General features: G+C 46.9%; 22 protein-coding genes, 1 pseudogene and 1 riboswitch. Of the genes and pseudogenes, 8 read left to right on the top strand and 15 right to left on the bottom strand.

Annotation, left to right across the window (positions count from 1 at the left end; genetic code table 11):
- Positions 1-124 precede the first annotated feature (124 nt).
- A complete protein-coding gene (locus tag R7R78_RS22380; RefSeq protein WP_170960395.1) occupies positions 125-1,561 on the bottom strand; it encodes a PLP-dependent aminotransferase family protein in 1,437 nt (478 codons plus the stop codon).
- Between the two features lie 92 nt (positions 1,562-1,653).
- Between R7R78_RS22380 and R7R78_RS22375 the strand changes: the two genes are divergently transcribed.
- The 3 genes from R7R78_RS22375 to R7R78_RS22365 all read left to right on the top strand — a co-directional run bounded on the left by R7R78_RS22375 (position 1,654) and on the right by R7R78_RS22365 (position 3,651).
- Positions 1,654-2,553 (top strand): DMT family transporter, encoded by a 900-nt coding sequence (locus R7R78_RS22375; RefSeq protein WP_017634359.1) that lies wholly within the window; start codon positions 1,654-1,656, stop codon positions 2,551-2,553.
- A 66-nt stretch (positions 2,554-2,619) separates the two neighbouring features.
- A complete protein-coding gene (locus R7R78_RS22370; protein WP_005374318.1) occupies positions 2,620-2,907 on the top strand; it encodes a hypothetical protein in 288 nt (95 codons plus the stop codon).
- Between the two features lie 153 nt (positions 2,908-3,060).
- Complete coding sequence (locus R7R78_RS22365; protein ID WP_225474250.1) at positions 3,061-3,651, top strand: type II secretion system protein; 591 nt, start codon at positions 3,061-3,063, stop codon at positions 3,649-3,651.
- 37 nt (positions 3,652-3,688) lie between these two features.
- Here R7R78_RS22365 and R7R78_RS22360 read toward each other — a convergent pair whose 3' ends face one another.
- From R7R78_RS22360 to R7R78_RS22340, 5 genes are all read right to left on the bottom strand, one after another.
- Positions 3,689-4,216: a GNAT family N-acetyltransferase gene (locus R7R78_RS22360; protein WP_005374314.1), complete on the bottom strand. Its 528-nt coding sequence runs from the start codon at positions 4,214-4,216 to the stop codon at positions 3,689-3,691.
- A 33-nt stretch (positions 4,217-4,249) separates the two neighbouring features.
- Entirely contained in the window at positions 4,250-4,717 is a 468-nt protein-coding gene (locus R7R78_RS22355; protein WP_005374312.1) for an HAD family hydrolase, read from the bottom strand.
- 119 nt (positions 4,718-4,836) lie between these two features.
- The gene (locus R7R78_RS22350; protein WP_005374310.1) at positions 4,837-5,307 is read right to left on the bottom strand and encodes a GNAT family N-acetyltransferase; all 471 of its coding nucleotides are present in this window, start codon (positions 5,305-5,307) and stop codon (positions 4,837-4,839) included.
- A 1-nt stretch (position 5,308) separates the two neighbouring features.
- Positions 5,309-6,040 (bottom strand): glucose 1-dehydrogenase, encoded by a 732-nt coding sequence (locus tag R7R78_RS22345; protein ID WP_017821007.1) that lies wholly within the window; start codon positions 6,038-6,040, stop codon positions 5,309-5,311.
- A gap of 9 nt (positions 6,041-6,049) precedes the next feature.
- The gene (locus tag R7R78_RS22340; RefSeq protein WP_017634358.1) at positions 6,050-6,565 is read right to left on the bottom strand and encodes a GNAT family N-acetyltransferase; all 516 of its coding nucleotides are present in this window, start codon (positions 6,563-6,565) and stop codon (positions 6,050-6,052) included.
- A 270-nt stretch (positions 6,566-6,835) separates the two neighbouring features.
- Here R7R78_RS22340 and R7R78_RS22335 point away from each other — a divergent pair, with 270 nt between their 5' ends.
- Together R7R78_RS22335 and R7R78_RS22330 are read left to right on the top strand one after the other, a co-directional pair.
- On the top strand, positions 6,836-7,930 hold the full coding sequence (locus R7R78_RS22335) for a NapC/NirT family cytochrome c (protein ID WP_017634357.1): 1,095 nt from the start codon (positions 6,836-6,838) through the stop codon (positions 7,928-7,930).
- Between the two features lie 22 nt (positions 7,931-7,952).
- Positions 7,953-10,400 (top strand): trimethylamine-N-oxide reductase 2, encoded by a 2,448-nt coding sequence (locus tag R7R78_RS22330; RefSeq protein WP_225474249.1) that lies wholly within the window; start codon positions 7,953-7,955, stop codon positions 10,398-10,400.
- A 69-nt stretch (positions 10,401-10,469) separates the two neighbouring features.
- Here the strand turns inward: R7R78_RS22330 and R7R78_RS22325 are convergent, their stop codons facing one another.
- The 8 genes and pseudogenes from R7R78_RS22325 to thiD all read right to left on the bottom strand — a co-directional run bounded on the left by R7R78_RS22325 (position 10,470) and on the right by thiD (position 16,977).
- Positions 10,470-11,195 (bottom strand): phosphatase PAP2 family protein, encoded by a 726-nt coding sequence (locus R7R78_RS22325; RefSeq protein ID WP_140165865.1) that lies wholly within the window; start codon positions 11,193-11,195, stop codon positions 10,470-10,472.
- A gap of 182 nt (positions 11,196-11,377) precedes the next feature.
- Positions 11,378-11,992 (bottom strand): thiamine phosphate synthase, encoded by a 615-nt coding sequence (gene thiE / locus R7R78_RS22320; protein ID WP_225474248.1) that lies wholly within the window; start codon positions 11,990-11,992, stop codon positions 11,378-11,380.
- Positions 11,993-12,056: 64 nt separating this feature from the next.
- The gene (gene thiM / locus R7R78_RS22315) at positions 12,057-12,848 is read right to left on the bottom strand and encodes a hydroxyethylthiazole kinase (RefSeq protein WP_074051845.1); all 792 of its coding nucleotides are present in this window, start codon (positions 12,846-12,848) and stop codon (positions 12,057-12,059) included.
- A gap of 12 nt (positions 12,849-12,860) precedes the next feature.
- Positions 12,861-13,529, bottom strand: a complete 669-nt coding sequence (tenA, locus tag R7R78_RS22310) for a thiaminase II (RefSeq protein WP_050923889.1) — start codon at positions 13,527-13,529, stop codon at positions 12,861-12,863.
- 54 nt (positions 13,530-13,583) lie between these two features.
- Positions 13,584-14,534: an ABC transporter substrate-binding protein gene (locus R7R78_RS22305; RefSeq protein WP_225474247.1), complete on the bottom strand. Its 951-nt coding sequence runs from the start codon at positions 14,532-14,534 to the stop codon at positions 13,584-13,586.
- A gap of 47 nt (positions 14,535-14,581) precedes the next feature.
- Positions 14,582-15,316 (bottom strand): annotated as a pseudogene (locus tag R7R78_RS22300) (ABC transporter permease); the annotation flags it as partial.
- A 58-nt stretch (positions 15,317-15,374) separates the two neighbouring features.
- Complete coding sequence (locus R7R78_RS22295; protein ID WP_054578543.1) at positions 15,375-16,130, bottom strand: ABC transporter ATP-binding protein; 756 nt, start codon at positions 16,128-16,130, stop codon at positions 15,375-15,377.
- Positions 16,120-16,977 carry a bifunctional hydroxymethylpyrimidine kinase/phosphomethylpyrimidine kinase gene (thiD, locus tag R7R78_RS22290; RefSeq protein ID WP_213867362.1) on the bottom strand — a complete coding sequence of 286 codons (858 nt, stop codon included), beginning with the start codon at positions 16,975-16,977 and terminating at the stop codon, positions 16,120-16,122. Before thiD ends, R7R78_RS22295 begins: the two co-directional genes overlap by 11 nt.
- Before the next feature lie 97 nt (positions 16,978-17,074).
- A riboswitch (TPP riboswitch) is annotated at positions 17,075-17,182 on the bottom strand.
- 311 nt (positions 17,183-17,493) lie between these two features.
- Between thiD and R7R78_RS22285 the strand changes: the two genes are divergently transcribed.
- Both R7R78_RS22285 and R7R78_RS22280 read left to right on the top strand, forming a co-directional pair.
- Positions 17,494-18,879 carry a TldD/PmbA family protein gene (locus R7R78_RS22285; RefSeq protein ID WP_031780818.1) on the top strand — a complete coding sequence of 462 codons (1,386 nt, stop codon included), beginning with the start codon at positions 17,494-17,496 and terminating at the stop codon, positions 18,877-18,879.
- Positions 18,879-20,222, top strand: a complete 1,344-nt coding sequence (locus R7R78_RS22280) for a TldD/PmbA family protein (protein ID WP_193837838.1) — start codon at positions 18,879-18,881, stop codon at positions 20,220-20,222. The genes R7R78_RS22285 and R7R78_RS22280 overlap by 1 nt, the downstream gene beginning before the upstream one ends.
- Positions 20,223-20,300: 78 nt before the next feature.
- On the opposite strand, the gene trmY is transcribed toward R7R78_RS22280, so the two are convergent.
- On the bottom strand, positions 20,301-20,900 hold the full coding sequence (trmY, locus tag R7R78_RS22275; RefSeq protein WP_017634347.1) for a tRNA (pseudouridine(54)-N(1))-methyltransferase TrmY: 600 nt from the start codon (positions 20,898-20,900) through the stop codon (positions 20,301-20,303).
- Positions 20,901-21,058: 158 nt separating this feature from the next.
- On the opposite strand from trmY, the gene R7R78_RS22270 reads away from it, so the two are divergent.
- Positions 21,059-21,583 carry a DUF3087 domain-containing protein gene (locus R7R78_RS22270; protein WP_170893875.1) on the top strand — a complete coding sequence of 175 codons (525 nt, stop codon included), beginning with the start codon at positions 21,059-21,061 and terminating at the stop codon, positions 21,581-21,583.
- The last annotated feature ends 453 nt before the right edge of the window (positions 21,584-22,036 follow it).

The following is a 22,036-nucleotide window of genomic DNA, read 5'->3' as shown; positions in this document are numbered from 1 at the left end:
TTGGCGCTGGACTAAACAAAGGCCCCCTTTTAGGGGGCTCACACAAAGCCACCTTCTTTAGAAGGTGGTAATTTACTGTTACCTGTTTGCGTATGTCGGCATAAGTTCATTTAGCAAGAGCGAGTTAACAGGCATGTTTTTTTATCAATTTTGCCAGAGTTTGCATCGCGTGACTCCAATCGGTTTCATGACCAAAGTTTGCCACGCTGAGGCGTACGCAATGCCGATATTGCCCTTGAGTGCCAAATACGGTGCCGGGAAGTAGGCTGATTCTGTGCTTATTGCATGCTTGATACAACGCATAGCTGTCCGTGTCTTCGGGCAGTCGTAACCAAAGCAAGAACGAACCTTGCACGGCGTTGATCTGGTATCGATTTTTTAGAGATTCGTGCTCATCTAAGTATTGATGAAGCATCTGGATAAATCGGCGCATGTTGTTTTGATACACCCGTCCCATTCGCGCAGTATGCGTTCGATACTTGCCTGACGTTAGAAACGTTGCCACGGCGGATTGCATCAGGTTCAAACTGCCCATGTTCTCACACAGTAGATATTGCTCAATTTGATCTCGATATCGCCCCGCCAACATCCAACCAATTCTCAAACGCGAATCGAGCGTTTTGGATAACGAATTTACGTAAATTACGCGTTGCTTGTCATCGAGCAATCTCAAGCTTGGCAACGGCTTATCATAACTTAACCCGCCAAACACATCGTCTTCGATAATAGGAATATTGCCGGACGCCAATAGTAATTGTTGACGCTTTTCTAGCGGCATCATGGCACCAGTTGGATTGGTGAAGTTTGGCGTTACGATGATCGCTTTTATGTCCCATGTCGCCATTGCTTTTGCTAAGGCTTCGGGGCACATACCGTCGCGTGGGCAACTCGGAATTTCCACCACTTTGAGGCCGAGTGATTCTAGCATCAATAAGTTGCCAAAATAGCAAGGGGACTCCACCGCGACGATATCGCCTTTTTGTGTCGTTGCGCGCAGCGCTAGGCTAATGGCTTGTTGCGCGCCGTGCGTCACCATGATCTCATCCAACTTGGCTGGCGTGCCCAAATCTTGTGTGATTTTCGCTAGTTGTTTGATTAAGAGGTGATCACCGGGTGGTAATTGGTAATGGCTCGGTACATGCGTTTGCTGGCGGCTGTGGCGGCCGATCTCGGCGTACAAGCTTTTGATCGCGGGGGAGTCAATGTTTGGGTGGGCAGAACCGGTAGGCAAACGCTCTTGGTATTCAGGATAAGTAAGGATTTCTTTGCAGATTGAGAGCAAATCCACGCGAGTCGGATCCGGAATTGAGCGAGAGGTCGGCAAGGCGACTTTAACTCGATAACCCGATTTGGGAACCGAGTAAACCAAGTTTTGTGCTTCCAGCTCTTGATACGCACGAATCACGGTATTTTTACTGACGTTTAATTCTTGGCTCAACGAGCGAATGGAGGGCAGTCGATCATCCGCCTGATAAACGCCACCATTGATGGCTTGTTTGAGGTGTTTTTCCACCACGAGGTACTTATTCCCTTCACCGCTTCCCAATAAATCTGTACCCATAAAAACACTTCCATCTGTCACTTTTTGAAAACACTGTACCTAATTACATTAGCAGTATCTCAAAACATAAAACAAGCGTGAGTGAGGCGATCATGTTAATCCGAGCCATCCCTTTTGTATTTGTCATCCTTTGGGCTTCTGGATTCGTTGGTGCGCGTTTTGGTTTGCAATATGCCGAGCCAGCGACACTACTTTCTATCCGTATGGCATTCAATGTCTTATTGTTTTTGGTTCTTGTGGCGGTATTGCGTAGAAGGTTGCCGACAGGAAAAGATTTTTGGCACAGCTGTGTAGTTGGTGCGTTGATCCACGGTTTCTATCTGGGCGGTACTTATTTCGCTATCGCCTTGGGTATGCCTGCTGGGTTGAGTTCGTTGCTGGTGGGTATTCAACCGATTTTAACCGCGGCTTTGCTGGTGGCGTTTGTTCGTGAGGAATTTAAACCCTCGCAATGGTTGGGTTTGGCTCTTGGTTTTGTCGGTATCGCTATGGTGTTGATGGGCAAAATGGAGTGGCAATCCGAGCAGCATAAAGTGTTGGCCATTGGTTTGTGTTTGTTGGCTTTGGTTGGTATCACGCTAGGGACGCTTTATCAGAAAAAACATTGCCAACAAGTGGATATGGTGGGTGGTGCGACGGTGCAATATTTGGCCGCGCTCGTCATGTTTCTGCCCGTTGCGATGCAGTTTGAAACCATGCAAGTGCAGTGGGAACTGGAGTTTATTTTGACTGTGTTGTGGTTGGTCGTCGTGCTCTCTTGTGTAGCTATTCTACTGCTGCTGTACATGGTTAAGAACGGTGCTGCATCGAGCGTAGCTTCTGTATTCTACCTGGTGCCGCCAACGACGGCGATTCAGGCTTGGCTCGCGTTTGGAGAGTCATTTGATTGGATGGGGATTTCTGGTTTCGTACTGGCAGCTACGGCGGTGTATTTGGTGGTTAAAAAGCCGGATCTGACGATAAAGAAATCGATTCAAACAGAATATACCTAAATTGGGTAGGGACATTTGCGTGCCAGTGGGTACAATCTGCTTCATCTTAATCCGTGGAGCAGAATGATGAAGGTAAAGCCAGATCGAATGACCGCCATGCGTAGCATCATCGAGCAAGTAAAAGCGGAACTACCAATTTATGAACCAGAAACGTTTGTATGTGGACCAGAAGGGCAGTGCATTGGCTGTCCGAAGAAATTGTTGGAAATGGTCGATTCAGAAGTCACTTATTGGGAGTCAGCCATGGAGCGCGGCATTGTTCCGCAGTTCGATGAGATTCGTCGTTTTGGCAAAATGTGCACGAATGTTCGTCGTGGTCTGGTGCGAAATAATGTGCCTTTACTCAGTAACTAGAGAGTAAAAACCGTCTAATATCTGACACATAGCGTCGTTTTGTTACACTGCTCTTTGGCTGCTGTTCTCAAGTTTGAGTGGTGTTTGTCTCTTCTTACCCCTTAAGCCTTTAATCGTAAGAAATTGGCGATATATTGGCTCGGTCTCACATGGATGTGGGGCTATTGTCTTGGGCTAGTTGAGATAAGAAACGTGAAATCAAAGGGATTTACGCTGATGGAAATCACCATAGTGCTTACCACTTTGGCTTTCATCGCATTAGCTGCTTTACCAGTATTACTCGATATTCATCGCCAAGCATACGCTGCGATGCTGCACAGTTCTCAGTCTTCTTTGGGTACGGCTCTCAAATTCTTTCATGCTCAATCAGTGATTGATAACGCTTACGGCCAAGAGCACGTTCACTACATTGACCGACATGTCAAAACACGCAAAGGCATGCCAGAAGCGAGTGCCGATAGTATTCGAGCTTTGTTAGAAATCGATCTACCAGCCAGAGGTTATTCGAAAATTGACGTGCCGTGCAAAGGCAGTGATTTTTGCATCATCGGTCAGCAGCACCCAAACAGTGCTCATTTTGTCGCTATTCCTGATTATCAGTTCTTAGATAAATCGGGTGTTGATCGCGTGGTGTACATTTGGCCGCAAGGTTACACACTGGCAGAAGAAGCATGCTATTTCTACTACGTGAATCAAGCCTCTAACGATTCAATTGTTCGAGGGTATGTGACGCAAGGGTGTTAATCCCGAATAAGTGTTGCGAACAACGGTTATCGTGAGTCTACAAATCGGGGTTTTTCGAAGGGCTTTGCGCTTTATACAATACCATTTTTTGACTCATCAAGACTTTACCATTTGGCAAGGTCACTTCCCCAAGTTCCCCCTGATGTTCAAATCCAAACCGTTCATATAAAGCAATCGCTGGTGTGTTGGTTGTGTATACGTAGAGTGCGATTTGGTCGTAACCAAATTCCCAACCACGTGCGATCGCGACTGCCAATAGTTTCCGCCCCAATCCTTTGCCTCGGTAGTTTTTGTCGATGTGAATACCAAGAATACCGACGCGAAGGCGTTGCCCTCTTTCGTAACCGCACATCTCAGCTGGGTAGATTTCAACACTACCGATAAGTTTTTGGCGGTCAAACGCGACAAACTGAGGGATGGACTCGTTTTCCACACGTTGCAGGATTCTGCGAAGCGTTGCGTTATCGGGTGCAGGAGAAATCAAAAATTCCCCTTCGGAGTACACTCGATTCCACAGCGCGGTGAAGCGCGCGATATCGCTCACCTTGATGGATCTGATTTGCATTCATCTTCCTTGATTAGTGCAGGTTAGTAACGGTTAGGGGATAAGCTCAGATAAACAACGAATTTGGTTAGGAATGGCTTCGGCTGGTGCATCAGCGCCCGTTGGGTTAAACCAAATTGTGTTTACGCCCGCTTTCATCGCAGGGTAAATATCTTTGTGAGGTAAATCGCCAACCATGGTTATTCCACTCACGTTAACCCCTAACTGTTTTGCGATGGCGAGATAAAACTCAGGTTGGTTTTTAGCGATACCGAGGTTGGCAAAACAAAAATAGCCATTTAAGTATTGGTCTAAGTCGACGCGAACAAATGCACGCTGAACCTCTTCCATGTTGGAATCAGATGCACTGGTCGCAATGTAGATGGGATGATTTTGGGAAAGTATTGCCAGTGTTTCTCTGGCTTGAGGAACTGCTTCTACGTGTTCCCAATCGCACATTTTTCCTTGTGCGTGAGGGAAATCTACCATCAAGGTGTTCCCCCAATCGAAAAGATAAATCATGTTCGAATCTCCTTATCCGCACATCATATCGTCTTTTTCTAAAATCAGGGGGGTAAATTGCATCGATAAATGCGATTTAGGTGGGTTTAGTCGTGAAAAGCGCTTAATTGTCGTTATCGTTACAAATGTTTCAGCATAATGCGTGAGTTAGTTTTAAAACCTTGATTATCGTAAAAGCGCTGTGCTGGCTGATTGAATTCCATCACTTCCAATCGAACTTGTGTGGCATTGGCATCGCGCGCCCATTGCTCACAGGCTTGGAGCAGTTGGCGGCCGATTCCTTGCTGCTTTTGCGCTTCATCGACAACAATTGTTCCCACGCGACAAATTGGGTCTTTGATCAGAAAACTGACGGTGTCGTTTTGGGTGATCATCGCGGTTAAGAAGCCGAGAATTTGCTGTTCGCGTTCGGCAATCAAAAAGAGTCGCTCTTTGTTCTCTAGTGCTTGTGCAAGAAATTCACGGTCAGCTTCTGAAGGCGCAACAAAGGCTTCTGGCGCATTCGCAAAATGCAGTGAATTAATTTGAAAATTAAGCTGAAAAATTCCGTCTAAATCATCGGGAATCGCTTGTCGGATATGGACTTGCATTCTATCTGCCCCCTGCAATATCGATAAATGATCCTGTGACATAAGAGGCTTCGTCACTTAATAGCCAAGCGATCGCATTTGCTACTTCTTCTACCGTGCCACCGCGTTTAAGAGGAATTTGAGGGCTGAGTCTATCTACTCGGTTTGGTTCTCCGCCGTCGGCATGCATATCAGTGTAAATGAAACCAGGTCGAACGCCATTGACGCGAATATTGCGCTCTGCCAACTCTAGCGAGAGCCCTTTAGTTAAGGTATCCATCGCGCCTTTTGATGTGGCGTAATCGACATACTCAAATGGCGCGCCTGAGCGCGACGCTCCAGAGGAGACATTCACAATTGCACCGCCTGCACTGAATCGCCTCGCCGCTTCTCGACAGCAGAGAAAACAGCTATTCACATTGGTGTTCATTACTTTCTGAAAGCGTTCCAAGCTGATTTCTGACAAAGGCGATTGAGTAAATAGGATGCCAACGTTGTTGACCAAGTGCGTCACTGCACCAAATTCACGTTCTGTTTCATCAAACAAGGAGAGCACTTGCTTCTCATCGGCTACGTCTGCGGCGATGGCAATCGCTTTGCCACCGTTTGCTTGTATTTCTGCCACAACTTGGTCGGCGGCCTCTTGCTGAGTGCGGTAATTAACGCAAACGCGATAGCCTTGCTCGGCCAGCTTTTTCGCCGCTGCGGCTCCAATGCCTCGGCTTGCGCCGGTAATGATGACTACTTTATTCAAAATACGTCCTTATTTTTGTAGTGAGTAGATTTTATCGGCGTAGGGTTTGCCACCAATTTGGTATGCGTCTGGAATGACCTCAATGAGTTCGAAACCACATTTTATCAGGACACGTTCTGACGCAATATTGCCTTCAGTGACCGTCGCGGAAAAGTGGTTGATGTTATGTGTCGAGGTTGCCCAGTATAGAAGCGCTTGAAGAGTTTCTGTTCCAAACTGTTGGCCATGAAATTCCGGCAAAAGTAAGTAACCTACCTCTGCCTTACCGTTTTCAATAGCAAAGCCAGTGATGCCGATGGGTTGTTCAGATTGCTTATCGAGTATTACAAGGCAAAGCCAATGCTGGCAATTTGGGGTCCATGGTAATAATCGCGAAGCAAATTTTTCTCTTATTTCTGTTTCGCTGGGACGATCGAAACAGAGCGCAATAACCTCTTGTTCGGAGAGTAATCGTTGAAAGAGTTCCCAGTCACTGGCTTTGATGGGTCTTAATTGGCTTCTGTGCGTCTCGATATAAACTGACATGCGTGTCCTTACTGCATCAATGTGGAGATTCAGTCTCTCATCCTCTTATCTGTTTAATCAAATAGTTGCATTCATAAAAGTGATTTATGTGGTGAATAGTTGGCTGGGTAATGGATTATTGCCATATATTCATCTTTGAGATGCAAATAACAAAATTTCATACTTGAGGCATACAGAGCAACACGGAAATGATGTGGATCAAGAGAGGGCTACCCATAAAGTAGTAATTTGCGACCTATAATTACATTTTATTTGGAAGTGTTGCTAATTATGTCAATAAAAAAACGATATGTTGCACTGCTGGTTGCTGCCGGCATTGGTGTGGGCTGGTTAACTTTGGGGGGGAGTGCGGCAGTAATGCATTACACCTCAGATACTGAATTTTGTCTCTCGTGCCACTCTATGGAAACCCCTTACAAAGAGTACCAAGGCTCAGTGCACTTCAGTAATGCGAAAGGCATTCGCGCGGAATGTTCTGACTGTCATATTCCTCAAGAACCAATGGATTACCTGATCACCAAAATTCGTGCGTCGAAAGACATTTACCACGAATTTGTGACAGGCAAGATCGACACGCCAGAGAAATACGAAGCACATCGTAAAGATATGGCTGAAACGGTATGGGCTCAGTTCCGTGAAAACGATTCAGCGACGTGTCGTTCGTGTCATGATTTCGATGCAATGGAAGAGTTTGAGCAATCACGTGATGCGGCGAAGATGCACGCTTACGCGAAAGCAAACGATCAAACGTGTATCGATTGTCATAAAGGTGTGGCGCACTTTGCACCAGAAGCAGAGCTAGACAGCAAGGCATTTGAAACGTTGATGAGCTTCACCACAAAAACATCACCTGGTGCCAAAGTCGTTTACCCTGTGACTGAAATCGCAATGGGTGAGATGGGTAAAATTAACCCAACGACGAAGTTGGAAGTAATCAGCTCTGAAGGCGACAACCGCACTGTTAAGTTGAACGCATTCCAAATGAAAGGCGCAGAGCAAGTGCTTTACATGGGAGAAGGTCAACGTGCCATCGTAGCAACGCTAACAGAGCAAGGCCAACAAGCGCTTGAAACTGGTGAATTTGAGGCAGATGTTTACGGCAACGAATGGCGCGCGGTTTCTCTAACTGGCGCTATTGATTCTCCAGTTGTTGACACGCTTGAACCCGTATGGTCATACGCAGAAGAGTTGGACAACGTTTACTGTGCAACTTGTCACGCGAAAATTCCTTCAAATCACTTCACAGTGAATGCATGGGGACCGGTAGCGAAAAGTATGGGTGATCGAACTGATATTTCAGCCGAGAACCTAGAAATTCTAACCAAGTTCTTCCAGCACCACGCGAAAGATGTGGTTGGTCACTAACGATAAATAGAAGGATAAGATTATGACTAATATGACCCGTCGCGGATTTCTAAAAGGCACTGGTATGGCGGCTGGTGCAATGGCATTCACTTCATTTGCACCTATGTCTGTTGCGTCTTCTAATGCTCGCGGCAAAGGCATTCTAACGGCGGGCCGCATGGGCCCAATGCTGTGTGAAGTGCAAGACGGTAAGCTGGTTTCAACCACGAATGCATTGCCACAAACGGTACCAAACAGCCTACAAAGCACCGGTCCTGACCAAGTGCACACTAAAGCGCGTGTTAAGTACCCAATGGTTCGCAAAGGTTACTTGGCAAACCCATCGTCGCCAGAAGGTGTGCGCGGTAGTGATGAGTTTGCGCGTGTGTCTTGGGATGAGGCTTACAAGCTGATCCACGAACAACACATGCGAATTCGCAAAGAATATGGCCCGGCTTCTGTGTTTGCAGGCTCTTACGGCTGGCGCTCAAGTGGCGTGCTGCACAAAGCACAAACCTTGCTGCAACGTTACATGAGCATGGCGGGCGGCTATTCAGGCCACTTGGGTGACTACTCAACGGGTGCTGCGCAGGTCATCATGCCGCACGTTGTGGGCTCTATCGAAGTGTACGAGCAGCAAACCACGTACCCAGTGGTACTAGAGCACAGCGATGTGGTTGTGCTTTGGGGCTTAAACCCGATCAACACTCTAAAAATCGCGTGGAGCTCAACAGACTGTGCTGGTCTTGAGTTCTTCCATCAATTGAAAAAATCAGGCAAGACGGTCATTGCGATTGACCCTATTCGTTCTGAAACCATTGAATTCTTTGGCGAGAATGCGGAGTGGATTGCTCCTCACCCAATGACCGACGTGGCAATGATGATGGGTATCGCACACACCTTAGTGAAACAAGGTAAGCACGATAAAGCCTTCCTCGATAAATACACCGCAGGTTACGACAAGTTTGAAGCGTACCTGATGGGCGAAGAAGACGGCGTAGAAAAATCAGCAGAATGGGCATCACAAATCTGTGGCGTACCTGCGAAGCAACTTGAGCTACTGGCTGACATCTTCAGTAAAAACCGCACCATGCTGATGGCGGGTTGGGGCATGCAGCGCCAACAATACGGTGAGCAGCGTCACTGGATGCTGGTTACACTGGCAACGATGTTGGGTCAAATCGGTTTACCGGGCGGTGGTTTTGGTTTCTCTTACCACTACTCAAACGGTGGTAACCCTGCTCGTGATGCTGGAGTACTTCCTGCGATTTCGGCATCGCTGGGTGGCGGCTCTTCTGCGGGGAACGACTGGGCGGTGTCTGGCGCAGTGCAAAGCTTCCCTGTGGCACGTATTGTTGAGGCGTTGGAAAACCCAGGTCAATCCTACCATCACAACGGTCATGAACTGACGTTCCCGGACATTAAGATGATTTGGTGGGCTGGCGGTGCGAACTTTACTCACCACCAAGACACCAACCGCTTGATTAAAGCGTGGCAAAAGCCTGAGCTGATCGTGATTTCAGAGCCTTACTGGACGGCGGCTGCGAAGCATGCGGACATCGTTCTGCCAATCACTACATCGTTCGAGCGTAACGACTTAACGATGACGGGTGACTACAGTAACCAACACTTGGTGCCAATGAAGCAAGTGGTTGAGCCGCAAGGTGAAGCGCGTAATGACTTCGATGTATTCGCGGACATGGCAGAGATGCTAGCTCCGGGTGGCCGTGACGTATACACCGAAGGCAAAACCGAAATGGAATGGCTGTACGGCTTCTACAAGGCGGCGCAACAAGGTGGCCGTGGCTCTCGCGTAGCAATGCCGAACTTCAGCAAGTTCTGGGAAGATAACCAACTGATCGAGATGAAGTGGAACGAGAAGAACGCACAGTTTGTTCGTTACGCAGATTTCCGTGAAGACCCGATCATGAATCCACTCGGTACACCAAGTGGTAAGATCGAAATCTTCTCGAAAACCATTGAAGGTTATCAGTTGGAAGACTGTCCTCCACATCCAACGTGGATGGCACCAACCGAGTACACGGGTACTGCGAAAGATGGCGAGTTGCAGCTAATGACCGCGCACGCAGCGCATCGTCTACACAGCCAATTCAACTACGCGAAGATTCGCGAAGAGTACGCAATTGCAAACCGTGAACCTATTTGGATTCACCCTGAAGATGCGAAAGCGCGTGGTATTAAAACGGGCGATCTAGTTCGTGCGTTTAACAACCGTGGCCAAGTATTGGTTGGTGCAGAAGTGACTGACCGAATCAAGCAAGGTTCAGTGTGTATTCATGAAGGCGGTTGGCCGGATTTGGATCCTAAAACCGGCATTTGTAAGAACGGCGGTTGTAACGTGTTAACGTTGGATATTCCGACCTCTCGACTTGCAAACGGCTGTGCGGCGAACTCGGCACTGGTTCGTATTGAAAAATACACTGGCCCAGAATTAGAACTAACAGCGTTTGAACCACCAAGAAATGGCTAGAAAAAAGTAGCGATTGAAAGCAAGAAGCCAGCGAATCGCTGGCTTCTTTTTATCTAGTCATCGTTCACATTAGCGCGAAGCGAGAGAAACAAACGGCATCTGTTTCTTAATCTGAAATGTCGGGAGTAAAGTAAATACAATCGCGACAAACAAGACCGAGCCTATTAAATCTTCAGGGCGATGCATGCCCAGCCATAAGCGGCTATATGCGACGCTCATTCCCCACATCCACAATGACAGTGCAGAGATATAGCACTTGTTCTGTAAGAACAAACCACCAAAGAAAGCCAAACAAATCGAAACGAAAATCGTATGGCCGGATGGGAAAGAATAGTCTTTCTCGCCTTGCCAATGGCGCGTTCGCCAATCACTGACGTGTTCAGAAATCTGGTTAATTACGTTGGCTTGCTGCTTTGTATCCAACTGATAAAACGTTTCTGGTGTTTCAATCAATTGTTCTGCTGCGAGCAATTCCGTGTATGGGCGCGGGCTTTCTGTCATCAGTTTTAGCCCCGTTTTGCTGGCAAAGCCAATCACAAGTAACAACCCTAACATTGAGAGTTTTTGCATCCACTCAATGCGACTTGGTTTAAAGCGAAATAAAGAAAGCAGTAGTAGCGTTAACGTAATTAAAAAGCCTTTGCTACCAGCAGAATCTGTGAGCAAAGTAAAAGTAATACCCAGACTTTCAGGCACCTGTGAGGTGAGATCGTGATAAGAGCCAAACAGCGACATTGGGATGATGCCAAGAACAAACAAGGCGAGCATCATCAATCCATATTTTTTGGTTTTCATTGAGAGCGTTTTGTTTTTATTGAGAGTTATTAAACCACGTGAAAATAAGGGGCTTATCTTACGTTATCTGGCGTGAAAAACTTATCAACGCTTTGTCAATTTGACGAGAGAATGAAGGTTGAGTGATGAATTGATGACATTTATCCGGAGGGTAAAGGCGCTCATCCTTAAGCGTTGGGGTCTTAATCCATCAGAGAAAGTAAGTACTCTGCTGCTTTGGTTGGGTTTTCTGCATGACAAATGGCAGAAACCAAAGCCAAACCATGTACACCTGTCGCACTCAGAACAGGAATGTTGGTTTCGTTGATGCCACCAATAGCGACGATTGGTAAGGACGTAGTGTTCAGCGCCATTTTTAAACCTTCTATACCCCAGTGTTTTTTGGTGTTGGTTTTGGTTGGCGTAGCGAAGATGGCACTCAAGCCGATGTAATCAATCGGCAGAGAGTCGGCTTCTGCAAGCTGCTCTTCATTTTCGATAGATAAACCGAGAATTTTGTTTGGTCCAATCAATTCACGAGCAATGATTGCTGGCATGTCTGATTGCCCAAGGTGGACCCCATCAGCATCGACAGCCAGTGCGACATCTACGCGGTCATTGATGATCAAAGGCACATCGGTATCTTTAAGGATGTCTTTCACGGCTTGAGCTCGTTCGATAAACGCACGTACATCACCGTGTTTTTCGCGGACTTGTACCATAGTCACGCCACCTTCCACCGCTTTTCTCACAACACGCTTTAGTGTGGCTAAATCTTGTTGGTCATCGGTGACCAAATATAAACGATAGGCGTTCATTGGGTTTCCTTTAAGCCTCTCATTGAAAGAGGATTGAGAGGCTAGTGTTAAAAGAGATAAAAGCTTATTGCACGTGCAGTTTGAGGCGCTTCGCCAATGTTTCTTCATCCAACTGGTAAAGCTCATCCAACAGGTTCATTTGCAGGCTACCTGGACCACGAGCTTGTTCCGCTGCAATCTCGCCAACAACACCTAATACCGCTGCTGCTGCGAGACCAGTGTCATCACCAACGGCAGCAAAAGCGCCCGTTAGTGCCGTGAGCGTACAGCCCATTCCTGTTACGTATGGCATCATCTCGTGACCATTGTTTAGTTGCACGGTTTGCCCTTTCGTGACGATGTAATCGGTCTCGCCAGAAATCACCACGCTTGCATCATACTCTGTGACTAAGAAGTTGGCTGCACCAAGTGCCGCGTCGCTGCTGTCTAACGCATCGACGCCTTTGCTTTGTGCTTGCTCACCAGCGAGAGCAATGATTTCTGAAGCGTTACCTCGGATGATGAGTTTGTCTGCAAGGCGTGCGATTTCACGTGATGTCTCTGTACGTAGTGAGCTTGCTCCGCAACCGACTGGGTCGAGTATAACGATTTTACCATTGGCATTGGCTTGCTCTACGGCATAGCTCATACGAGGTGTCCAAACGCTGTCTAGGGTTCCAATGTTGATAACCAATGCGCCAGCGAACGACATCATCTCTGCCATTTCCTGCTTGGAGTGCGCCATGATTGGAGAAGCGCCGATAGCCAATAGCGCGTTTGCCGTGTTGTTCATCACCACGTAGTTAGTGATGTTGACGACTAATGGCTTTTGCTGGCGTACTGCGGTTAATGCTTGGGTGATTTGTTCAATTAACATGAGACTCTCCGATTAATCTTGCTGAGCATTCAGACCTTGTTGCCAGAATGCTACTTCCATACGCGTTGCAGTTTTGAATACCTGAATCAGGTTTTGACCACGCTGGCTATTGATGTCGATTTCCGCCAATAACTGGTTAAAGTGTTCTGCACCTTTTGCGACACCAGATTGGAACTCCTCACCACCGTATAGATTAATCCAACTTGCGTATGGATTGCCTTCGATTACTGTCTTTTCATCTTCAATCAGCATCTTACCGATAACGGCATAACCGATAGAGCATGGCGCTAGTGCCGCGTATAGATCAACAAGATCGCCCGTCATGCCAGCATCCAATACATAACGGGTGTAAGCTACTGTGCCGAAATCTTCTGGCTCGTTTTCTAAGTCGGATTCCGTCAGTCCCCATTGCTCACAGTAAGTCACGTGGTGGGCGATTTCAGAATCGAGCAATGCATGGACGCTTGGGAGAGCGCGGCGCATGTCATCCAAAGTACGCGCTTTGTAGATCGCTAATGCGTAAGCTCGTGCGTACTGTTTTAGGAACAGAAAATCCTGTTTTAGGTAATGCAGAAAACAAGGTTGAGCCAGAGTGCCTTGCGCCAATTGCAGCACGAAAGCATGCTCAGTGTATTCTTGCCAATCTTGGTGGCAAGCGTCGATCAAGTCTTGGTATTTCATTATGGGTATCTCGTTATCAAAAGACCTTAGGCTTTGAGCCTAAGGTCAGTAGAATTAGTCAAAGCTCGGTACGTAATCTTTCGCTTTTGGTAGTGTTTCGATGATTTTTTGTGAATACATGAATTCGGCATAATCATCGTAGCGTTTCAGATCTACTGCAGATGGACGAAGAGCGAAACGAGTTAGCGTGTCGTTCCAAGCGCGTTGGTTAAGCTCGTTGTTGAGCGTGTCTGGTGAATAAGCCACGAACTCTTTCCACGACTCTTTTGGATGGTTAACGATGTAAGTGGTCGCTTGCTCTAGTGCTTTGTTGAATGCCTTGATGGCTTCTTTGTCGTAGTTTTTTGCATTGGCTACGAAGACTAACTCGTCATACGCTGGCACGCCGTGTTCTTCAGGGAAGAAGGCCTTAGCTTTATAACCTTCTAGTGCCAGTTGGTTGGTTTCGAAGTTACGTAGACCGCCCCAAATCGCATCCACCTTGCCAGACGCAAGAGACGAAGACAGCGCCCAACCTACGTTGATGATTTGTACGTCAGAAAACTTCACGTTTTCTTGCGCTAGCATGGTGCCGATTGTCGCTTCTTCGTTGCCTGCGATCGCAATACCGATCTTCTTGCCTTTCAAGTCGCCAAGGTTTTCATTCTTACCGTTATCCAGCACCATCAACGTGTTGAGTGGCGTAGCAATCAAAGTCGCAGAGCGGATTAGTGGCAAACCCGCCGCGACATCGATAGTTAGGCTTGGTTGGTAAGAAATCGCCATGTCGACTTTACCCGCCGCGACCAACTTAGGTGGCGTGCTTGGATCTGCCGGCTCTTGAATGTTGACCTTCAAACCTTGTTCTTTGAAGTAACCGCGCTCTTTGGCAATCACGATAGGACCATGGTTTGGATTGACGAACCAATCCAACATCAGTGTCATCTCTTTTTCAGCGGCAAGCACGTTGGTTGATACCACTGAAGCGAGTAGAGCAGCAGCGCTCATAAGTTTGTTTTTATTCACGGGGTTCTTCCTTTTCTTTCCCAATTTCCTTTGGTTATTTTCGGCAATTACTTGCTTTCCCAAGGGATGGCTTTTTTCAATAATTTATCGGTGATGAAGTAGAGTGAGATAGACAGCACGGCGAGGATAAACAGCGCTGCAAACATCTCATCAATGATCATTCGAGCGTTAGCTTGGAGCATCAGATAACCCAAGCCTTCACTTGAACCTACCCACTCACCGACCACTGCTCCAATTGGCGCAATAACGACGGCAACACGAATACCTGAAGCTAAAGTTGGTAGTGCGGCTGGCAATTGAATATGACGAAGTAGCTGCCATTTCGACGCGCCCATGGTCTTGGCAAGATCGAGGTAACCTGTTGGTGTATTGCGCAAACCGTCATAGCAACATGTCGTGACGGGGAAAAAGATGATGATCGCCGCCATGACAACTTTCGATGCAATGCCGTAACCAAGCCAAAGCATGAGCACTGGCGCGATGGCGAACACAGGGATCGCTTGGCTAGCAATCAGAATGGGCAGTAACCAACGCTTGAGCGGCTCGAACATCAGCATTTGCAATGCGAACAGCAAACCCATTGATAATCCAAGCGCCAAGCCAAGTAAAATCTCTTGCGCGGTAACCCAAGTATGTTTGAGCAGGACATCGTAACGAGTGACCAATCTATCCAGCACTTCAATTGGTGAAGGTAAGATGAAGCTTGGCATATCGAATATCACCACGACCAACTGCCACAATCCCAAGATCACCGCAGTGCTGATGACCAAGCGCAGAGCCGGATGTGTCACGCTTTCTTTTTTACCAATACGTGCCGAAACGGAGTTGTACTGAGTCATATCACTCATAGTCTTTCTCCAATTGGTCCAAAATCGCTTGTTGTAGCGCCGCGCATTCTCCATCGAGAACTCGTGGAGGCGTAGAACCCGGAACAACCAAGTGCTGAGCTTGCGCAGGTGAGCCTTGCAATACATAGAGTTGATGAGCTAATCGCACCGCTTCTTGTGGGTCGTGGGTAATCAGAACAACCGTCTTATCTTTCAATAATTCGGCAGACAAGGTTTGCAACTTATGGCGAGTAACCGCGTCCAGCGCAGAGAAGGGCTCATCCATCAGAACCAGAGGCTTGTCTTGCATCAGAGTACGAGCAAGGGCAACACGCTGTCTCATACCGCCAGAGAGCTGAGCTGGCTTAGCATCCGCGTAATCGGCGAGTCCCACTTGGCTGAGTAAAGTCAGTGCACGTTGTCTATTTTGCTCTGGTGCTTGCTCTTGAGAAAATCGAGAACTGAGGCAGACGTTGTCTAACACATTCAACCACGGTAGCAATAAATCCTGTTGAGCCATGTAAGCGATACGGTCATGCAGTGCAGCGCCATCGGTTGTGATGAGTTCGCCATGCCAGTCAACTTGGTCATCCAGTAGGCCAGCTAAGTAACGCAATATTGTGGTTTTCCCGCAGCCACTTCGTCCGAGTAATACCGTCCATTTACCGACGGGAATGGTCATGTTCATTCCTGCTAAAGTCGGTGTTTGGCTATCTTTGTATCGCAGGCTAGCATCGGAAAGCTGAATGCCAATCGCGTTAGCGAACATAGGTATGACCCGCAAAGAAGTGATTCACAGGGCCGTGACCTTTACCGACATCCAATTCATCAGCGTGTGCGATAGCTTGGCTGATGTACTGCTTACCAAGGTGCACCGCTTTGTGTAGGTTGTTGCCTTGGCTAAGGTAAGACGCAATGGCGGAAGACAGTGTACAGCCCGTACCGTGTGTGTTTTTGGTCGGAAAACGCTTGGCGCTGATTAACTCGGCACAGTCTTGCATGATCAGCAGATCGTTGCTGTTTTCATTTTCTTCAAGATGACCGCCTTTGAGCAGAATAGCTTTGGCACCAAGTGCACGAAGGTCGGTAATCATATCGTTCATTTCAGATTCTGATTGAGGCACTGGCTTACCCGTCAATGCTGCACCTTCTGGCAGGTTAGGAGTGATGATGTCTGCCAGTGGAATTAGTTCTTCTTTTAATGTGCTGATTGCTGATTGCTCAAGTAGCAAATCGCCGCTGGTGGCGACCATGACGGGATCAATCACAAGATGTTTAGGTTGGTATTGCTTAATCTTGTTAGCAACGACTTTAATGATGTTCGAATCCGCCAGCATGCCGACTTTTACCGCCACAATATTGAGATCGGTAAACACTGCATCGAGTTGGCTTTCAACGTGATCAAGAGGAATAGGGAAAATCGCAGAAACGCCTTGCGTGTTTTGTGAGGTGATGGCGGTAATCACTGAGCAGGCAAAGCTGCCAGTTGCGGACATCGCTTTGATATCGGCTTGGATGCCTGCGCCGCCGCCGCTGTCGGAGCCTGCGATGGTTAAGACAACAGGGGTAGGCAAGGCTGGCGTTTGATGTGAATGAGGTTGTGATTGCTGCGTCATGGTCGCTCCTACTACAAGACGTATAGGAACTGACTTTGACCGTTGCAGATAGATCGATTTTTCGACCGCTATCGCTTACCTAAGAGGGGCGACGAAAGGCAAAGTGTGCATAGTTCCCTACGTCAGTGCTAACTGAATCAGGTTCAACGGGTCTCGAATTTCGATCTCAGCCAACACTTGTCGTGTGGCCCCCCGACTATTTCGTTCGGATGATAGCAGGACCATTGCGGAAGGGATACGTTTTTTGAGCGTAATTATAATGAGTATTCAATTATGCGAGGTGAGTGATAAAGTAAGCACCTAAATGGTTTGCTGGGTGGAATTTACTAGTGCAACGCTCTGGTGAATGAGCAGAACCTGGAATATTTAATAAATAATCGTGGTCTCGTTAAGCAAGGATTAGCACAAAACAAGGTTAAAAAACTGTTAAAATTTAACGTGTTGCCAATTTAACTTTGTTGAACTTTTTCACAGTTAATTAGGAAGGCTAAGACGATCATCGAGCAAGGAGACTTCATGCTTAATTCTGTAACAGCGAAGTCAGTGATCGATCATGCTCTCTTTTTGGGGGCTGATTTCGCTGAACTATTCGTTGAACATCACCAAACCAACACTGTCCAGATCGCATCTGGTGAAGTGGATAAGGTTAACTCGGGTATCGATTTTGGTATCGGTATTCGTCTTTTTTTCGGTCATAAGGTGCTTTACGGTTACACCAACAGCACAGATGAAGCCGAACTAAAGCGCGTAACCTCGCTGCTTGCTGCAAAAGACAAGCGTGAGCAAATCGCGTCAGCGGGTTCTTTGAATTTGAACCGCTACCCAATCCAACATGGTTGCCGCATGCCGCTAAGTAAGGATGCTAACCTAGATTCAAAAATCGCGTTTCTATTGAAAGTTGACCAAGCCGCACGTGCTGAGAGTGAGCATATCAGCCAGTTTATTGGCAGCGTTCTTCAGCGCGAGCAACAAGTGTCTATCTTCAACTCAGAAGGTCTACACGTTGACGATACTCGCCACTACATTCGTGTTGCTGGTAACACTGTCGCGCAAAAAGGTAATGAGCAGTCTTCTGGTATGGAAGGTCCTGGCGCTCTTGCTGGTTGGGAATTCAGTGAACAGCTTGATGCCAAAGAGCTAGGTCAAACTATCGCGCAGCAAGCGTTAGTAAAACTTGGCGCGGATGCTTGTCCATCGGGTGAAATGCCGGTGGTGATTGGTAACGGCTTTGGCGGCGTTATCTTCCATGAAGCATGTGGTCACTTGCTAGAAACCACTTCAGTTGCGAAGAAAGCATCAGTATTCCACGACAAGATGGGCGAAATGGTTGCTCACACCGCGGTGAATGCAGTCGATGATGGCACCATGACCAACGAATGGGGCTCGATTCATGTTGATGACGAAGGCATGAAGACTCAGCGTACCCAATTGATCAAAGACGGTAAGCTAACCAGCTTTATGGTCGATAAAATGGGTGGCATGAAGACAGGTTACGAACCTACGGGTTCTGGTCGTCGTCAAAACTACAAGTTCGCACCAACCTCGCGTATGCGTAATACCTTTATCGAAGAGGGCGAGCATTCACTTGATGACATGCTGGCAGGCATCGAGCGTGGTATCTATGCGAAGAAGATGGGCGGTGGCTCGGTTCAACCGGGTACGGGTGAGTTTAACTTTGCTGTTCGTGAAGCTTATCTCATTGAAAATGGCAAAATCACCAAGCCTCTGAAAACAGCAACGCTGATCAGCACGGGTCCAAAAGTGTTGAAAGAAATCAGCATGGTCGGCAAAGACATGGCACTTGCGCCGGGCATGTGTGGTTCCGTAAGTGGTTCAGTACCAACAACAGTCGGTCAGCCAACACTGAAAGTCGATAACATTCTGGTAGGAGGCGGTAACTAATGAGCCAAGAACAACAACTTCTTAATGCGGTTGATTACGTCCTATCAGAAGCAAAACGCCAAGGTGCAGAAGCGGACGTCATTGTAAACCGCAACAGCAGCTTTTCTCTGAAAGCGAACCAAGGAAAGCTGGATGAGTACAAAGTAAGCTCAAGCCAAGTGCTGGGTGTTCGTGTTGTGAAAGATGCGCGTGTTGCAACGAGCTATTCTGAGTCGTTAGAACAACCAAGCTTAGATTTGATGCTGACTAATGCACTGCAAAGCGCTCGTTTTTCCAAGCAAGATGAACATCAGACCATTAGTTGTGTGAACAGCCAAATCACGACTGACGTGGCTGAGATTGCTCAAGAAGACACAACTTCGGTTGATGAAAAAATTGAACTGTCTCTCGCACTTGAGCAAGGCGTAGTGGCTCTGCCTCACGCTTCTAGCGCACCATACAATGGTTACAGTGACGGTGAAACTCAGCTCATCATCGCGAATACTCAAGGTACGTTATGTCAACATTTCGAGCGATCGTTCACTTGTTACGCGTATACCTTGTTTGAAAAAGACGGCAAACAGTCGATGGCGGGAAGAATGTCGCTAGGTCGCCGTTTTGATGAGTTGGCTCCAGCTTATTGTATAGAAGGCGGTTACAAGCTTGCTCGTGATCTTCTTGAAGGTGTACCGGTTGCGACGGGTAACTACCCCGCTATTTTCCACATCAATGCGCTGGCAAGTTTATTCGGTGCTTTCGGCAGTGCTTTCTCTGGCGTAAGCGCGATGAAAGGCATTACGCCACTGGGTGATAAGCTTGGTCAACGTGTTGCGAGTGATTTAATTACCTTTACTGATACGGCTTACATGCCAAATGGTATGGCAATCGCAAGTTTTGATAGTGAAGGCTTTGCTACTCAAGACAATGTGATGATTGCTAATGGCCAACTGAATACGCTATTGCACAATAGCCAAACAGCGAATTATTTGGGTGCAGTGTCGACGGCAAGTGCCGCTCGCGGTGCAAAATCGAGCTTAGACGTATCAGCGAATCACAAAGTGATTGCGACAGGCAACAGCAGTGCATCAGAAGTAAAAGCGGGAGAGTACCTAGAGTTAGTCGAGCTTCAAGGTGTCCATTCTGGTGCGGATGCAGTGAGTGGTGATTTCTCATTTGGTGCGAGTGGCTTCTTGTGCCGTGATGGAGAGCGCGTTCAACCAGTTCGTGGGATCACGGTAGCGGGTAACTTCTACAAGATGCTGCAAGAAGTTGAGGCAGTGGGTGATACTCAGTTAATTAACGATAGCCGAACTTTCTTCTCGCCAGACGTTCGTTTTGCTCGTTTGAGCATTGGTGGTAAGTAAACTTAGCATCCCTATAGAAACAAAAAAGAGGACTCAATGGAGTCCTCTTTCATTGTCTAGCAACGTGTGCGTGAATAACTAGAATTCGCGTATGTCCAACTCATTGTGGATCAATACCACACACTGAGAAGCGAAAAGCATCTTAGGACCTAAGCTGATCTTCTCTGTGCCAAGGCGCTTTAAGCTGTTAAAAGACTTTTTCGGCATCGGTATATGGTCAGTTAGCAAGAAACATGGATTTTCACCAATTTCTGCATCACGAACAAATTCGCCTTTCTTATCCAACATATATAGTTGGTGATCTTCTGCCAGCTCTTGTACTAGGCGTTCAAAGCTCACTGTACGAACGGTAATACCAGGTTCGACTTCACGAAGTTGCTCTTTACCCATACCAACCGAAGCATCCAAAGCGCGAGCCACTGCTGCAATCAAGGTTGACTCATGGAAGCCGCCAATGTTGGTGATGTCGTTGGAGCGAATAGTAATGGTGCGTGAGAAGTCTTTTGTGCTTTCCAAAACCAAGTGAACAACCACATCTTCACGGTGTGATTGAGCAACGAACATAGTGTTCATCATGGTATGAGCAAGAATCTCTGTATGCGCTTCATTACCAACACCTTCTAACAGTGCTTTGCTGGTGGTTGGCGCCGCGCGAGCTCGTAAAACAAAAGAGCGCATGAATTTAGCCTCTATATAGGAAGAGTGAATGCGCGGAAGTATATACCCAAGCAGGGAAGGGATGCGAGTTTAATAGCAAATGTGAACTTACTTACAAAGCTTCGATTGTCGTGCGGAGTGCGCTGGTTAAAATAGAGGTAACCTGTTAGGAGCGGTATATGGAAATCAAACAGATAAATAAAGACATTTATAAAAAGAAAGTAAACCTTGTGATTGGCGGTTTTGTTGCGTTGCTCGCCATCTCCTCTCTTGCCTTTAGTACCTTGTTGATTGTTTTGTTTGGCAACACTGAAGTCGTACCAGAACAATCAACGGGCAATTTCCATTGGAATTTGATTGGTGTCGTTCTCGCAGTTGCAACTTCCCTCTCTTTATTGAATCACATTAAAACTCGACCATACATGGAAGAAGTGCTGTACGTTTGGAAACTCAAGCAACTGCACAACAAAATCTTTCGTAAACTAAAAAGCATTAAAGCAGCCGCGAGCAATGACGATGTAAAAGCGCTCACTACGCTTAAGTTCTATTACACCACGCAACGCCAAGTGTTTGAGCTAGACAACAACACATTAACGATGAGCAGTGTAAATAAAGAACTAGAGGCTATCGAGCAAATCGAAGCGGCGCAATCACTGAGTCTCGATATCACAGGCTTTGAAGAGTCTTGGATAGACACATATTGATTGCCTATTTGCTACTTGAAGTTAACAACTGAGTGCTAAAAATAAGCGTTTGAGTGAGATTTAATCATTCGACGCTTTTTTTTGAATTTTTTTCTGAAAAGGGGTTGCTAAGAAAAATCATCTCCCTATAATGCGCCTCCGTTGTCAGGGCAAAGCGGAAACGCAAAAGCGGTTGGCAAGAAGGCGAAAGAAAACTTCTAAAAATTAATTTAAAAAAGTGTTTGACACTGAAAATTAATTCCTTAGAATACGCCTCCGCTTCGATAGCAAAGCTTACGAAGCAAGCTCTTTAACAATATAGACCTATCAATCTGTGTGGGCACTCGTTGATGATAATCCAAATAGTTTCTTCGGAAACAATTTAGGTTTCAATGATACGAAGTGACCATTGAATCTTCGGATTCAGCACAGTCAATTCAAACATTACTTTATGTAATGTTCAGTATTCATTGA

The organism is Vibrio sp. 2134-1 (assembly GCF_033339495.1).
This window is presented reverse-complemented; position numbering and strand designations above follow the sequence as displayed.

What these genes read in the sequence shown, in the direction of transcription:
- R7R78_RS22295 (WP_054578543.1), bottom strand. Translation starts at nt 16,130, where the DNA reads ATGTTCGCTAACGCGATTGGCATTCAGCTTTCCGATGCTAGCCTGCGA.
- R7R78_RS22360 (WP_005374314.1), bottom strand. Translation starts at nt 4,216, where the DNA reads ATGCAAATCAGATCCATCAAGGTGAGCGATATCGCGCGCTTCACCGCG.
- R7R78_RS22375 (WP_017634359.1), top strand. Translation starts at nt 1,654, where the DNA reads ATGTTAATCCGAGCCATCCCTTTTGTATTTGTCATCCTTTGGGCTTCT.
- tenA (WP_050923889.1), bottom strand. Translation starts at nt 13,529, where the DNA reads ATGAAATACCAAGACTTGATCGACGCTTGCCACCAAGATTGGCAAGAA.
- thiM (WP_074051845.1), bottom strand. Translation starts at nt 12,848, where the DNA reads ATGTTAATTGAACAAATCACCCAAGCATTAACCGCAGTACGCCAGCAA.
- thiD (WP_213867362.1), bottom strand. Translation starts at nt 16,977, where the DNA reads ATGACGCAGCAATCACAACCTCATTCACATCAAACGCCAGCCTTGCCT.
- trmY (WP_017634347.1), bottom strand. Translation starts at nt 20,900, where the DNA reads ATGCGCTCTTTTGTTTTACGAGCTCGCGCGGCGCCAACCACCAGCAAA.
- R7R78_RS22335 (WP_017634357.1), top strand. Translation starts at nt 6,836, where the DNA reads ATGTCAATAAAAAAACGATATGTTGCACTGCTGGTTGCTGCCGGCATT.
- R7R78_RS22355 (WP_005374312.1), bottom strand. Translation starts at nt 4,717, where the DNA reads ATGATTTATCTTTTCGATTGGGGGAACACCTTGATGGTAGATTTCCCT.
- R7R78_RS22280 (WP_193837838.1), top strand. Translation starts at nt 18,879, where the DNA reads ATGAGCCAAGAACAACAACTTCTTAATGCGGTTGATTACGTCCTATCA.
- R7R78_RS22285 (WP_031780818.1), top strand. Translation starts at nt 17,494, where the DNA reads ATGCTTAATTCTGTAACAGCGAAGTCAGTGATCGATCATGCTCTCTTT.
- R7R78_RS22340 (WP_017634358.1), bottom strand. Translation starts at nt 6,565, where the DNA reads ATGTCAGTTTATATCGAGACGCACAGAAGCCAATTAAGACCCATCAAA.
- R7R78_RS22270 (WP_170893875.1), top strand. Translation starts at nt 21,059, where the DNA reads ATGGAAATCAAACAGATAAATAAAGACATTTATAAAAAGAAAGTAAAC.
- R7R78_RS22365 (WP_225474250.1), top strand. Translation starts at nt 3,061, where the DNA reads ATGTGGGGCTATTGTCTTGGGCTAGTTGAGATAAGAAACGTGAAATCA.
- R7R78_RS22350 (WP_005374310.1), bottom strand. Translation starts at nt 5,307, where the DNA reads ATGCAAGTCCATATCCGACAAGCGATTCCCGATGATTTAGACGGAATT.
- R7R78_RS22330 (WP_225474249.1), top strand. Translation starts at nt 7,953, where the DNA reads ATGACTAATATGACCCGTCGCGGATTTCTAAAAGGCACTGGTATGGCG.
- R7R78_RS22325 (WP_140165865.1), bottom strand. Translation starts at nt 11,195, where the DNA reads ATGAAAACCAAAAAATATGGATTGATGATGCTCGCCTTGTTTGTTCTT.
- R7R78_RS22370 (WP_005374318.1), top strand. Translation starts at nt 2,620, where the DNA reads ATGAAGGTAAAGCCAGATCGAATGACCGCCATGCGTAGCATCATCGAG.
- R7R78_RS22380 (WP_170960395.1), bottom strand. Translation starts at nt 1,561, where the DNA reads ATGGGTACAGATTTATTGGGAAGCGGTGAAGGGAATAAGTACCTCGTG.
- thiE (WP_225474248.1), bottom strand. Translation starts at nt 11,992, where the DNA reads ATGAACGCCTATCGTTTATATTTGGTCACCGATGACCAACAAGATTTA.